14 protein-coding genes are annotated in these 14040 nt (G+C 36.3%); 2 read left to right on the top strand and 12 right to left on the bottom strand.

Annotation, left to right across the window (positions count from 1 at the left end):
• Window positions 1-26: 26 nt before the first annotated feature.
• The 5 genes from purU to ACP8HH_RS03105 all read right to left on the bottom strand — a co-directional run bounded on the left by purU (window position 27) and on the right by ACP8HH_RS03105 (window position 4831).
• Window positions 27-908, bottom strand: coding sequence for a formyltetrahydrofolate deformylase (gene purU / locus ACP8HH_RS03125; RefSeq protein ID WP_438315733.1), 882 nt, complete (start codon window positions 906-908; stop codon window positions 27-29).
• Window positions 909-1058: 150 nt separating this feature from the next.
• A complete protein-coding gene (locus tag ACP8HH_RS03120; RefSeq protein WP_438315730.1) occupies window positions 1059-2465 on the bottom strand; it encodes a tetratricopeptide repeat-containing diguanylate cyclase in 1407 nt (468 codons plus the stop codon).
• Window positions 2466-2784: 319 nt separating this feature from the next.
• Window positions 2785-3522 carry an S-layer homology domain-containing protein gene (locus tag ACP8HH_RS03115; protein WP_438315727.1) on the bottom strand — a complete coding sequence of 246 codons (738 nt, stop codon included), beginning with the start codon at window positions 3520-3522 and terminating at the stop codon, window positions 2785-2787.
• A gap of 293 nt (window positions 3523-3815) precedes the next feature.
• A complete protein-coding gene (locus tag ACP8HH_RS03110; protein WP_438315725.1) occupies window positions 3816-4175 on the bottom strand; it encodes a hypothetical protein in 360 nt (119 codons plus the stop codon).
• Window positions 4176-4360: 185 nt separating this feature from the next.
• The gene (locus tag ACP8HH_RS03105) at window positions 4361-4831 is read right to left on the bottom strand and encodes a VanZ family protein (RefSeq protein ID WP_438315722.1); all 471 of its coding nucleotides are present in this window, start codon (window positions 4829-4831) and stop codon (window positions 4361-4363) included.
• Window positions 4832-4917: 86 nt separating this feature from the next.
• Between ACP8HH_RS03105 and ACP8HH_RS03100 the strand changes: the two genes are divergently transcribed.
• Together ACP8HH_RS03100 and ACP8HH_RS03095 are read left to right on the top strand one after the other, a co-directional pair.
• Window positions 4918-5082: a hypothetical protein gene (locus ACP8HH_RS03100; RefSeq protein WP_438315719.1), complete on the top strand. Its 165-nt coding sequence runs from the start codon at window positions 4918-4920 to the stop codon at window positions 5080-5082.
• 102 nt (window positions 5083-5184) lie between these two features.
• Window positions 5185-6081, top strand: a complete 897-nt coding sequence (locus tag ACP8HH_RS03095; RefSeq protein ID WP_438315717.1) for a LysR family transcriptional regulator — start codon at window positions 5185-5187, stop codon at window positions 6079-6081.
• Here ACP8HH_RS03095 and ACP8HH_RS03090 read toward each other — a convergent pair whose 3' ends face one another.
• The 7 genes from ACP8HH_RS03090 to ACP8HH_RS03060 form a co-directional block, all read right to left on the bottom strand.
• On the bottom strand, window positions 6082-7080 hold the full coding sequence (locus ACP8HH_RS03090; RefSeq protein ID WP_438315714.1) for an ABC transporter ATP-binding protein: 999 nt from the start codon (window positions 7078-7080) through the stop codon (window positions 6082-6084).
• A gap of 3 nt (window positions 7081-7083) precedes the next feature.
• Complete coding sequence (locus ACP8HH_RS03085; protein ID WP_438315711.1) at window positions 7084-8064, bottom strand: ABC transporter ATP-binding protein; 981 nt, start codon at window positions 8062-8064, stop codon at window positions 7084-7086.
• A 17-nt stretch (window positions 8065-8081) separates the two neighbouring features.
• Window positions 8082-9014, bottom strand: coding sequence for an ABC transporter permease (locus ACP8HH_RS03080; protein ID WP_438318995.1), 933 nt, complete (start codon window positions 9012-9014; stop codon window positions 8082-8084).
• Between the two features lie 19 nt (window positions 9015-9033).
• Window positions 9034-9951 carry an ABC transporter permease gene (locus ACP8HH_RS03075; RefSeq protein WP_438315708.1) on the bottom strand — a complete coding sequence of 306 codons (918 nt, stop codon included), beginning with the start codon at window positions 9949-9951 and terminating at the stop codon, window positions 9034-9036.
• Between the two features lie 71 nt (window positions 9952-10022).
• On the bottom strand, window positions 10023-11567 hold the full coding sequence (locus ACP8HH_RS03070; RefSeq protein ID WP_438315705.1) for an ABC transporter substrate-binding protein: 1545 nt from the start codon (window positions 11565-11567) through the stop codon (window positions 10023-10025).
• A 12-nt stretch (window positions 11568-11579) separates the two neighbouring features.
• Window positions 11580-12764 carry a M20 family metallopeptidase gene (locus ACP8HH_RS03065; protein ID WP_438315702.1) on the bottom strand — a complete coding sequence of 395 codons (1185 nt, stop codon included), beginning with the start codon at window positions 12762-12764 and terminating at the stop codon, window positions 11580-11582.
• Window positions 12765-13136: 372 nt separating this feature from the next.
• Entirely contained in the window at window positions 13137-13889 is a 753-nt protein-coding gene (locus ACP8HH_RS03060; protein ID WP_438315700.1) for an alpha/beta hydrolase, read from the bottom strand.
• Window positions 13890-14040: the final 151 nt, after the last annotated feature.

Raw genomic sequence — 14040 nt, 5'->3', positions numbered from 1 at the left:
GAGTTTTTTGTATACTTAAATCCATATTATCGAAACACGATTGTTTTATTATCTTCAACAAGAATACGGTCTTCCAAATGCCATTTAACTGCTTTTGCTAACACCCGGCGTTCAATTTGACGGCCGATTTTCTTTAGTTTTACAATGCTGTCTCTATGATCGACTCGTTCGATATCTTGTTCAATAATTGGACCTTCATCCAGATCATTGGTTACGTAATGTGATGTCGCTCCAATAATTTTCACGCCACGTTCAAAAGCTCGTTCATACGGTCGTGCCCCAATAAATGCAGGTAGAAATGAATGATGTATGTTAATAATTTGGCGCGGAAAATGACGTACGAATTCCGGTGTCAATATTTGCATATAGCGTGCCAAAATAAGTAGGTCCACATCATATTCCTTCATTAAACGGATTTGTTCCTCTTCAACTTGTTGACGAATGTCTTTATTCGCCGGTATGTAATGAAATGGAATCCCTAAATCTTCTACAATACCTCGAGCGCCTTCGTGATTACTAATTACTACGACAATATCGGTTTCTAAATCACCATTTTGCCATTCCCACAGTAACTCCATTAGACAATAGGGCTCTTTAGACACAAAAATAGCGGTCCGCTTTCGCTCGTTGCTGTATGCAAACTGATAGTCCATCGAATGTTCTTGTGCAATCATTTGAAAATCCTTTTCCATTTGAACAGATTTCCCCGCAAGATCTTTACAATGAAACTCGATTCGAATGAAAAACGTTCCGCCTTGCGGATCTGTGGAATACTGGCTGGACTCAATAATATTTGAATCATGTTCGAATAAGAAATTGGATAACGTGGAAATAATACCTGGCTTATCCGAACATTTGATAAGCAAACGTCCAATGTTTTTATTTTGTTTTACAGTACTGTTGATCATGCTTCATACATCTCCTGTTGTCATCTTTCTACCGGCAACCCAGAGTATACAAGGCCATCATTTTCTGCCGGAGTAGTAATTAATCTTACACCACTCCGTTAAATTCTTATAGTATTTAGCGTTCTAACAAAGAACTTCTCGGTGATTATACTAGCTCACACATATTTGGTTTCTCCCATTTTCCTTAGCTTTATAAAGGTAATTATCGGCCGAATGAAACAATTCAATAAAGTTTATGGCATCACAATAAAGATTATTGGTTACACCTATACTCACTGTAATCGAAGTAATTTCTTTCTCGACATTCACGGTTAAATTACGTACAGCTTTTAAAAGCTTTTCAGCAACACGGACACCGTTTTCCAATGTTGTTCCCCTTAATATAATAACGAACTCATCCCCACCAAAACGACCAATTAAATCATCTGATCTGAGAATATTTGTACATACCTTACTTACGCTTTTAATTACTTCATCGCCGTAAACGTGACCGTACTCGTCATTGAAGGACTTTAAATTATCAATATCGAACGCAATGCATACAATCGATTCTGCCGTTTCAAGGGCATTGGATAACCACTGATTTGTTTTTCTTTGAATGTAATTCCGATTATATAAACCTGTCAAACCGTCCCTGTCCGCTTTTCCTTTTATAAAAGCAACACGATGTTTAATGTTCAATTTCAAAGCACTCATAACCAAATCACGATCCCTAATTTCATCCAAGAGGGCAATATATTCTTTTTGTACACGATATCCTGTTTCATAATCATGCATTAAATCACATATTACACATCTTTTTTGCTGAATTGTTTTCAACAAATGGACATCGTTATAGCTGTCTACAAGAACCTTCGCTTCCGTTAATGAATCGAATGCCTCTTTATACATTTTCTGTTCCTCATACCATATTGCTTGCAAAATATAGCATTGTGACTTCTCTCTAATAAATGAATTTAATAGGGGGTCATTGACCATAGACCGAACTAGCGCTTCAGACTCCTTTATATCTCCCAAGAGGATCTGGGATTTAGCGATATTCAATTTTACTCGAAACTTTAATATCGGACTCACGGGTTCATGGATTTCAGCAAATTGAAGACCTTTTTCAGCCATCTCCAATGCCTTACTATAGTTCTCTTCCTCAAGTAAAATATGGCTATAGTTGCTGTACGCATTGCTCGTAATATTATAATGACCTAATCTTTTACTAAATTCGATAGTCGTTTTCAAGGTTCTTTTTGCATCAGTATATTCTTTGTTGTATTCATAAAGTAAAAACAAAATATTGTATGTACCTAATTGATCGGCTTCGTCACCATGCTTGTCACTTATTTCTTTATGCGCATCAATGCTCCGAAAAGCTTCTTCAATAGCTCCAATGGAATAGTAAGATGCAGCATTGTTTATATGGGCAGTCAATATGGATTTATAGTCGTTTAATTTAATGCCTATTTTTAAAAGTTGATAGCCCGCATCAATTGTCTCTTGATATTTCCCTTCAGCACGCAGCATCGTAACCTTATGTTGAAGCAATACTAAATCCGACTTTTCCATTGTGCTATCAACTCCATATCCATTTAAAGGAATAAACTCCGAGCCCAACTGTACTATTTTCAATTTAGTATATCATATAATCAGAAGAAATACCCATACATAATAGACGTGAGAAAAGTATCATAAAGTGAACCTATACTTTTCCCTATAAAAAGATGTACAAAAATGCAATCCTTCCTAGAAACCCCTTACCAGAATTCATCGGAGTACAAATCACTAACTCAATGCATGAATTAGATTTCTTTTTCTGTATTTATTATAAAATGCCCGCCCAATTACAAGACAATGTCTAATAATTGGGCGGACATTAAACTGTATATCATTTAGTTTTTTTAGGAATAACTTTCATATCTACTTTTGCTGCTGATTCCTTTTTGGATAATTCTATATTCATATCTACTTTATCGTTTACGACTTTTTCTGCAACTTCAGATTTCCCTTTTTTGTGTAATCGATGAAAAAAGGTTGCTGTTTGTGCTCTTGTTAAATAATCCGTTTGTCCAAATTTATCACCAAGTGTTTTGCCTTGTGCATATTTCCCAACAGTAAGTTCTTCCTCAAACAAATATTCGACGGCCCCTTCTAACTGAAAGGTATTTCCATCAAGATACGATATCACTTGTGCAATAAGCCCGCGCATGACGGGATTGTTTCTATAGTAGTTGTCGTTGTAGCCGAGCATTGGGACTCTATATGTTGCCAAAGCTTCATATATACTGTTGGACCAGACGGCCTTATCGTGTTCTTTATATTTACTCGATTCTTTATCGATTTCGGCATAATATCTGGACAGCATTACAGCAAATTGTGCTTCTGTTAGGAATGCATTGGGTTTGAAACTTCCATCCGGATAACCGTTTACGACTCCAGATGCATAGGCCCAGTTGATTGCTTCAAATGCATGAAAGTCTTCTGCAACGTCCGTAAATCGTTTGCTTTTAATAGGTTCGCTTGATGCAACTGCTTCATTGAACGGAACGGAACTTGCGATGAATGTTATTAATAAAACTGTAAGAATTAATTTCAAAAGTTTTTTTCCATTATTAAAAATGTACATCCTAGATTCCTCCCTATCTTTATCAATTCTATTAAGTATAACCTAGAATGACAAGTTGGTGCAGATTGTTTATTTTATTGGGATAGAATTCCAGAATTACTATTGGATTGTGGTTCTTGTTGGCGCTTCTGGTGATCCATAATCTTCACGGGACTTTAACCTCATATGAATGCATCATATACCATTTCCTATTTCGTATAAAAGTAAAAAACCAGTCAAACCATTAGGTGATTTACTGTCACCAAAGGTTAACTGGAATCTTGTACTTCCTTATGAAAATATAATCAAGCCATCTATTTCCATATTTTATAATGAACGATGGAATGAATTGTGTGTCTGCTGACCTTATATTTTTTAGCAAGCTTTCGTATTGATTCATTTCTCACATTGCTATACTGGTCACGAATTGCTTTTACATCTGCAGCAGTTAAATGAGAGCGGCTCATACTTGTCTTTGGGACTTCCGGATGATTTTCTTTAAAATGCTCAAAGTCATTACCTAATTGTGTTTCTTTAATCTTGGCTCTTGTGTCATCCGTTCTCCGGATGCCCATTTTAGCCTCAGATAATTTTTCCCTATGTTCTTTGGAAAGTCTTTTCATATTATTATTAAGTTCTATTTCCCCACTTTTATTTTGTATAATTTTTCTCAAATGTACTATTCCTTTCCTATTCCTAGGAATATTAATGTTTTTTGTTCGAAGGTGTATTAAAATGACTTGCACCAACCCATTAAGAAGTACGTTGTACCTACCTAGTCATTATAATCCAATTATACCATAGGTTTTGCAATTATCCCTATATGTATTGTTCCCCGATGAAGAAACCTGTTGATATACTAACCAAGGATTTCTTCTGTTTCTAGTTTAGAAGTTCCGTATATTTTTTTACAAAGATAATAGGCCAGGAGAATTCCTATTAAATCGATTGCAACGTCGACCAATCTTCCCGTACGGTTAAAATACAGTTGTGCAATTTCTGTAGAAAATGCGAAGATAATGCTCACTAGTAAAGCCGTTTTTGTATTGTTAAATCCACGGAGGAGAAAAATATAAAGTAGGCCGAACACGGAGAGATGTCCTACTTTTTGTATCAAATAAAAGCTGCTCGTTAAATATATTCCTTCAACAAGAAATAGGTCTGAAAAGGTTGGAGAAGGATTTATGTTAAAGCTTACGACTTGGTCATATAAAAAAGCGTGGGGATCCGCATTACAAATTGCTACAAGAATGATTAACATATAAAGAAGTGTAAATAGACGGGTTAAAAACAAGGCATGACGACCTTTCGATTGAATCCATTTTGGCATACTACATATATATCAATATACGCATATTCCATAGCAATTAGTCTTTTTATTTTATTCAATTGAATAGCCATGGGTGGATTGTCCTAATGCTAAAAAGTGGAGCCAGAAAAAGAAGCCAACCAATAATTACTTGGGTTGGCTTCTATTTCACTATTTCTTATTCCATGCTATTTGTGAATGAACGAAATGCATTGATTCGCTATGAATTCTTTATCGTTATCGAGCGTAGCAACCTGGTAACATTCTTCTAATTTTTCAAGTTCTTTAAGCTGTTGAACAGATATCTATTTGAATTATGTTATAATTACATCTCTAGTGCAAAGTTTTTCAATTTTTATAAAGGAGCATAAGTCATGAAAGAGCAAGACTGCATACTTTTAATTACAATAGATGAAGAACAGAATATAACTAAAGCAGCACAGCGTCTATTTATTTCCCAGCCAACCGTAACCTACCGAGTCCAACAAATTGAACAAGAATATAACATAAAAATTATTAATCGTGTAGGGAATAGGTTTTCTTTTACACCAGAAGGACAATACCTCCTAGATTATTCAAAAAAGCATTTAATTGAATTAAGTAAAATGAAAGATCATCTCAAAGTTTTAAAAAAAGATTCGAAAGGCACGATTCGAATTGGTGTTTCCAGCAACTTTGCATTATATAAACTGCCACCTTTATTAAAACAATTTTTAGAAATTCACAATAAAGTTCAAATAAAAATAAATACCGGCTGGAGTTCGGAAGTTTTTCAATTGCTTGAAAACAATGAAATCCAAATCGGTATTATAACTGGAAATTATAATTGGATTGGCGAAAAAAAGTTGTTAAACGAAGACCCCGTAACAGTTATATCCAAAAATCCAATTGAAATAAGTGACTTGCCTTATTTACCAATGATCTCCTACCAACCAAATAATTTAATAAGGAAAACTCAAAAACCAACTAACCCTTTATCTGAACTTGTTAATAACTGGTGGTATCATAATTTCAAAACTCCGCCTTTAATAATTATGGAGCTCGACAAAGTCGAAACGTGTAAAGAGATGGTTAGAAATAACTTGGGCTACTCTATTTTACCGAAATCTTGTTTAACAAAAGATGATCATTTTTTTGTTTATGATTTAAAAGATGAGAACAATCAAAGCATTTATAGAAAAACTTGGTTACTATATAGTGAATCAGCACTGGAATTAGCTACAGTCAGTAATTTCATCAACTATATGAAATTAAAAATGACTACTGACTGATTAATTCAATGGAAAATGACATGCAACAAAGTGGGATGGATAATGCTCTTTAAATTCTGGTGTTTTTTCCTTGCATAAATCCTGTGCAAAGGGACAACGAGTATGAAACTTACAACCCGAAGGCGGATTAACCGGACTCGGCATATCGCCTTCTATTATGATTTCTGTTTTTGCTTCCAACCTTTGACTTGGCTCGGAGATAGGCAATGAGGATAAAAGGCCGCTTGTATATGGGTGCATTGGTCGTTTAAAAAGGTCTTCTTTTGAGGCCAACTCAACCAAGTTACCTAAATACATAACTCCTATTCGGTCACTAATATATTTAACAGCTGGCAAACCATGCGCAATGAATACATATGTTAGGTTGTATTTCACTTGTAATTCTTTAAGTAAATTTAATATTTGCGCTTGAATCGAAACATCCAATGCAGAAACGGGTTCATCACATATGATCAACTTAGGCTGCAAGGCCAGTGCTCGAGCTATCCCAATTCTTTGTCGTTGCCCTCCACTAAATTCGTGTGGAAAGCGATCTAAGTATGATGCATCTAATCCGACATCATTCATCAATTCGCGCACTCTACTTTTCACTTCTAACTTACTTAGTTTCCTTTGCGTAATTAACGGCTCCGCAATCAAGTCAAATAGGCGCATTCTAGGATTTAATGAAGAGACCGGATCTTGAAAAATCATTTGGTAGTTAGGTCGATATTTTTTTAGCTGCCTTTCATTCAACTTCGAAATTTCATTACCTTCAAAGAAGATTTCACCTTCAGTCGGTTTAAGCAAACCAATAATTAAGTTTCCTAAAGTAGATTTTCCACATCCAGATTCACCAACAATCCCTAGTGTTTCACCCCTTGATACCCTTAGGTTTATGCCGTCTACCGCCTTCAATGTATCCTTATTCTTTTTAAACGTTTGCCCACCTACAGCAAAATGCTTTTTTAAATTATTGATTACCAATATGTCATCTTCTATTAAATTCTGCTTCGTCATTTCTTACACCTCCTGCTCACTTTCATATAGCCAACATCTTACTTTGTTATTTGTATCCTCAAATTGCTTAAGATCCGGCATTTTCGACTGACAAATATCCATTGCTTTTGGGCATCTTGGATGGAAGAAACAGCCTGTTGGTTTATTACTAGACGTGGGAACGTTCCCTTTGATTGAAATAAGTTCTTCTCCATCGTTGTCGATTTTTGGCGTGCTGTTAATTAAACCTTGTGTATAAGGGTGTTTCGGACTTTCAAAGAGTGAAAACACATCTCCCTCTTCAACTACCTGCCCGGCATACATCACAATTACTTTATCCGCTAGTTCCGCAACGACACCAAGATCATGCGTTATCAATAAAATTGACGTATTAAAATCACTTTTCAGTTCTCTCATTAATCTAAGTATTTGCGCCTGTATTGTTACGTCAAGCGCCGTTGTTGGTTCATCAGCTATGAGTAGTTTGGGATTGCACGATAACGCCATTCCAATCATAACCCGTTGTCTCATCCCACCACTTAACTCATGTGGAAAGGAATCGTATATTTTATCGGCTCTTGGAATGCCTACTTTTTTCAGCATATTAATACTTGCCAATTTTGCTTCCTTCCGAGAAGCATTTTGATGCAATATAAAGGATTCATTTAATTGGGAACCAATGCGTAGAACTGGATTCAAAGACGTTAAAGGTTCTTGGAAAATCATAGAGATTTCATTTCCCCTTATTTTCCGCATCTCTTTTTCGCTTAAGCCAACAAGGTTTTTCCCTTCAAACAGGATTTCCCCGCCAACTATTTTCCCAGGAAAGTTAACCAATTGCATGATTGAATATGAAGTAACACTTTTCCCGCAACCAGACTCTCCTACAAGTGCTGTCGTTTCACCATTTTTCATAGTAAATGAAACACCATCCACAGAAGGTACTGCTCCATCTTCAGTATAAAAATAGGTTTTCAAATCTTTAACTTCAAGTAAATTACTCATCTTTTACTCTCCAATCCTTAAGACTTCAGCCCTTGTGATCTTGGGTCTAGTACATCCCGTAGCCATTCTCCTAAGAAAATGATTCCCAGAACTGTCATTGTAATAGCGATACCAGGTAGTGTCGCCAACCACCAACTTGTTGCCAAATACTCTCTTCCCTCACTTAACATGATTCCCCATGAAATTGTAGGCGGTTGTATACCAAGACCTAAAAAGCTCAATGAAGATTCCGTTATTATTGTTCCTGCAATACTTAATGTCGAGATAACAATAATTGAGGATGATACGTTAGGCAAAATATGACGTCGAATGATATTGAAATTAGATACACCCATTGTTCGTGCTGCTTTGACGTATTCTCTTTCCCTTAAACTCAACGTTTCACTACGGATCATTCTTGCATACAACACCCAACTCGTTACACCAATAACAAGTATTAAAGTGGTTAAACCTGGATTTAAAACCGTTAAAAATACTAAACAAAATAGGATTGTTGGTACAGCTAGAAATGCATCTACTAAACGCATCACAACATTATCCACAATACCCCCGTAATATCCGGCGATTAGTCCAAAAAACACACCAATTGTTCCTGCTACAAGCACGGACATTACACCTACAACGATTGAAATTCGAGAACCGTATATTAATCGACTCAAGATGTCTCTTCCAAGGTTATCAGTGCCGAAAACATGTACAAAACTTCCACCCGTCTCCCAAAACGGTGGGATTAATAATTTTGCAGTATTAATTTCATTCGGATTATAAGGCGCAATTAAAGAAGCAAAAGTTGCAACAAAAAATAATGTAAGAACAATGAGTAGTCCTAGCATTCCTGTCTTACTCCTAAATAACTTTAAACTTAACTTTTTATACTTACCACTTTTCTTCCGAGTTATTCCATTTTCATCTACATTATAGGGAGACAGTTCTAACGGATTTCGTGACATCACTTAACACAATCCTTCCCTAGTTATATTTTATCCTTGGGTCCAATACACGATAAAGGACATCGGTAATTAAATTCATAAATAAAATAATGATTGCTGTTACAAACACTGCCGCTTGAATGATTGGCAAGTCTTTTTCATATACCGCCTGAATGATTAGTTGCCCTACACCCGGCCATGAAAAAATCATCTCTGTAATAAATGAGCCTCCCACTAACGAGGCCATTTGAAGAAGAGTAATTGTAATAACGGGTACCAATGAATTTCTGAAAGCGTGCTTCATAACAATAACAATGCTTTTTTGTCCTTTACTTTTTGCTGTTCTAATATAATCTTGTTGAAGAATTTCGATCATATTGGAACGTACTAAACGCGTGATTTCCGCTGACATAGCTGTTCCTAGTGTAATTGCTGGAAGAACAATATGCTTCCAACTACCTGTTCCAGAAACCGGCATAATTTTCAAATTTACAGCAAAGATTAAAATCAACATAATTCCTAACCAAAAGTTTGGAATTGCTTTTCCGACTACCGATAGGCTTGTAGCAATAGAGTCAATTATTGAATTGGGTCTGATTGCTGAAAGAATCCCTAATGGAATTGCAATTGCAATTGCGATAACCATGGATGCAATTGCCAGTTCAAGTGTAGCTGGAAGTCGCTCGAGCACCAATGATAATGCCGATACTCCGTATTGATAGGACGTTCCAAAATCACCTTGAACCATATTGATTATGTAGTGTCCGAATTGAATATGGAAAGGTTGATCAAATCCCAAGGCTACCCTAAATTGCTGAATTTCTTGTGGAGTGGCATCCGCGGACAACATCATAGCAACTGGATCACCAGCGACATAAACTAACATGAAAATCATTAATGAAATAATTAGGAGTACTAAAGGGATCTGCATTACTCTAAATGCAAAGTACTTAAACATTTATATCCTCTCCGTTCATTTAAAGTAAGCTAAAAAAGTAAAAAGGAGGGCAGTTTCACCCTCGTTTACTTTTACTTTTTCTTAATGTCTTGAACGTATAAAAGTTCGTCCAACCTAGATGTCAAATCGACTCTTTTATTTACGCCGTAAAACTGATCTACTTGGAATAACGGTAAAATAGGTAACTCTTCAGCTACAATTCTTTGTATTTCTTTATAATTCTTAATTCTTAAATCTTCATCCAAAGAAGATGCTGCTTCTTCAAGCAATTGATCTACTTCCGGATTGCTGTACCCATTAATCGTTTCTGATCGCTTCGTACCATAATACTCTAGAGACTGTCCAGCATCAAAAAATGATGAACCAAGTGCTATTAAATATCCATCTTTATGTTTTTGTTGTTCTCTTAAGTCTACAAATGGACCCCATTTTTGAAGATTCATATCCGTTTTAATACCAACTTCTTCAAGCATTCCAGCAACCAATTGTAAAACTTCCCTATCTTTTAAATAGCGTCCAGTTGGGCCTGCTAATTCAATCGATAGTCCATCCTTATAACCAGCTTCTGCTAATAACTTCTTTGATTTTTCTACGTCATAATTGTATTTCCCAAATAGGTCTTCTTCAACGCCCAAGTTTCCTGGATTTATTCTTGTAAGTGTTGGTGTACCCCCATTATTCAACGAACTTTCTACAAGTGCTTTGTCATTTATTGCATAGTCAATCGCTTGTCTGACCTTAACATCTGAAGTAGGCCATCCCTCTTGTGTTCTTAAGAAAAGCATATACGTTCTATTTGAAGAACCAGTTACGATTTCACTGTTATCCGAATTATTCACTCGGTCCCAGTCACTCGGTGGTACGTTTGCAACAATATCAATACTATCTGTTAGAAGTTCTGCAACACGTGTAGACTCTTCCGGGATTGCTCTAAATACGACTTCATCCCAATCGCCACTTTTTCCAGTAAAATAGTCGTCATTGCGTTCTAATACTACACGGTTATCCCGTTTCCATTCTACAAATTGATAAGGTCCAGATCCAATCGGCGACTCCATAAAATGGTTCCAACCTTTTTCCTCAATATAGGATTTTGGAAGTATACCTGAAGCTTGTCTAGATACTCTACTTAAGAGCATTGGATCTGGTTCTGATGTGATAATTTGGAAGTTTAATTTATCAAGCACTTTAACTTCACTAATAACGTTAAAGTCACCATGACTTCTCAGTGTTGTGTCGTTTGCTACTCTTTCGAAAGTAAACTTAACATCCTCAGCCGTCAGTTCATCACCATTGTGAAATTTGACACCATCGTTTAATTCAAATTCATAAGTTAAATCGTCCACTTGCTTCCAAGACTTTGCCAAATGGGGTTGAATATCCCCTTTGCTATCACGCATTAATAGATAATCGAAAACGTTTACATGAATTGTTTCCGTTGTCGTAGTTACATGATTATGAATATCCCAAGTCATTAAGTCCGGGCCAACGGAAATGTTTAATGTATTCTTCTCATCCTTTACATTTCCAGTTCCACTTGGTTTTGTCGTCGTTGTACAAGCCGATAAAACCAATACGATAGATATTAATAAAGTCATTATAAGATGTTTTTTCATTTTAGTCCTCCATTAGATCATTATTTTGTTTTCTTTAGCAGCTAAAAATTCATCTTTAATCGATTCTTGCAACTCTTTAGAAGAGATAATATCCAGACAGGTAGCTCCAATGACTTTTGCAGCTGTTACTATTGCTTTGTTTCCTTCTTCACTGTTCGAAGCGACTACCCAATCTTTCGTATGATTCGAAGTTCCTAATGGAACAAATGAAACTCGTATACAAGCTCCCGGAACTCTATGGGTTACAATACTGAAATCAGTAGACCCCGTTCTTTCCCTAGGAGGTGTAATATTTGTAGCTCCGACTATCTTAGCATTTTCGAGTAATACATCGTTTAGTTTTTGAACATTAAGTTTACTTTCTAAGGATTTAACCTTTTGGATTTCTACAGTTGTCCCGGTAGCAAGTGCTGCACCATGTACTACATTGTGAACTCTCTTTACTACTTCGTTCAGATACTCTCTATCCGATGCTCGAACAGAAAAACGGGCAGTTGCTTTTCCTGGAACAATATTTGGTGCAATTCCACCGTCTGTAATAATCCCATGAATTCTTACATCCGAACGAACATGTTCTCTTAAATATTCCATGCCATTGAATGTCATTAATACACCATCTAGTGCACTAATTCCTTTCTCAGGAGCCACAGCAGCATGGGATTCTACTCCTTTAAAATCAAACACAAAATTATCAACCGCCAAAGATCTACCATCTACAGTCGTTCGATCTCCAGCATGCATCATAAGTGCGATATCTAAATGGTCAAAACAACCTTGTTGTGCCATAGGTATTTTTCCGCTAGTTGTTTCTTCTGCTGGCGTACCAATGACTTCTAACGTTACCGAATGACCCTCTAGCATTTTAGATAAAGAAATCGCTGCGCCAATTATTGAAGAAGGTTGTAAATTATGACCACATCCATGTCCTAGTTCGACTAATGCATCATATTCACAAATTAAACCAATTGTAAAATCTCCCTTACCACTTTTAAATGTTGCTTTAAAAGCTGTCTCCAATCCGGCCAATCCAGTTTCTATTTCAAATTCATTTGCACGTAAAGCTTCTGTAATTGAGTGAACCGCTTTATATTCCTCGTTCCCCAACTCTGGATTTGAATGAATATAAGTACTTAATTCAAATAATTCATCTTTCATAGTATCAATTAACTTGAAAAGGGTATTTTTCTGTTCATTCATTCTCAATCTCTCCTTTATATTACATACGAAAACGCTTTCACAGAAGTTAGCGAAAAGGTTGGACTAATCTGTTTCTTAACCATATAAGATTAGTACTTATAAAGGAAATCGAAATTCTTGAGCAAGGTTATTAAGAAATTTGATCATGAAAAACTAATTTGTATTAATACACTGTAGAAGCGATTTGGAAACAATCGTCTTGATACTCTCTGTTGCCTGTTTAAAATTATTACAGATAGCAATTTTCATCAAACAGATAAAGCCGCTGAACGCAAAATACCCCTAGCATTCCATTAAGGTCTGCTGGGGGTTGATTAACAGTATGAGGTACATATTTTCAATTACTTAGGTAGGCTTCTTTTTCACTATTTCTTATTCCATACATTTGTGAATGAACGAAATACACTGATCCGCAATGAATTCTTTATCGTTATCGAGCGTAGCAACGTGGTAACTGTCTTCTAATTTCACGAGTTCTTTAACGTCTGACCGAATATCCTCGTAAATGATTTGTGAATTTAGCGGAGGGACAACATGGTCCACTTTTGAAGACAGTATTAGTGCCGGTACTGTTATTTCTCCCAAACCCTTCTGCACAACTTTCAACAGTTGAACGAGTTCCCCCATCGATTGAACAGGTGTTTTTGCATACGCTAATTCCTGAATTCCCTTAGCTTTGATATCTGAACCGATTCCGTCAATAAAACGCTCCTTACCTTTTAAACTAAGATAATACGATTCGAATTCTGACATTTCTACTGCTGCATTGATTGGCATAATCCCAGCTAATTCCGGATGACGTTCCGCTAAATACAGCGTAAGTGTTCCGCCCATCGATAAACCTGTAACAAATACCTTAGAGCACGTTTCTTTCAAGCGTGCGAGCCCCGCTTCAACGTCTTCAATCCACTCTTTAAATGTAGATGTTTCCATATCTTCAGGCGTCGTACCGTGTCCACGAAGTCTCGGTCCATACACCGTGAAACCTTCGTCGGCCAATCGTTTTCCAAGATAAGCCATACTTTGTGTCGTACCCGTAAAACCGTGGCTCACCAAAACCCCTATTTCATTTCCAGCATAATAAAATTCTTCAGCATCTGATAAAACTACAATTTCTTCGCTCATCCGAATCATTTCCTTTCTTTAAGCGTTACTCTACTTGTTCGACAGAAGAGATAGGTTCCCTCTTTCAAATGCAGAGTTGAAGTTCAGGTTTGATTAAAGAGAAAGAAGCTAGTGATAAAAGAGGGTTTTCCACATCTTGTAAAGAATTCAG

The organism is Sporosarcina sp. FA9 (assembly GCF_051550205.1).
Lineage (GTDB): Bacteria > Bacillota > Bacilli > Bacillales_A > Planococcaceae > Sporosarcina.
Note: the sequence above shows the minus strand (reverse complement) of the source record. Positions and strands in the feature narration are given on the sequence as shown.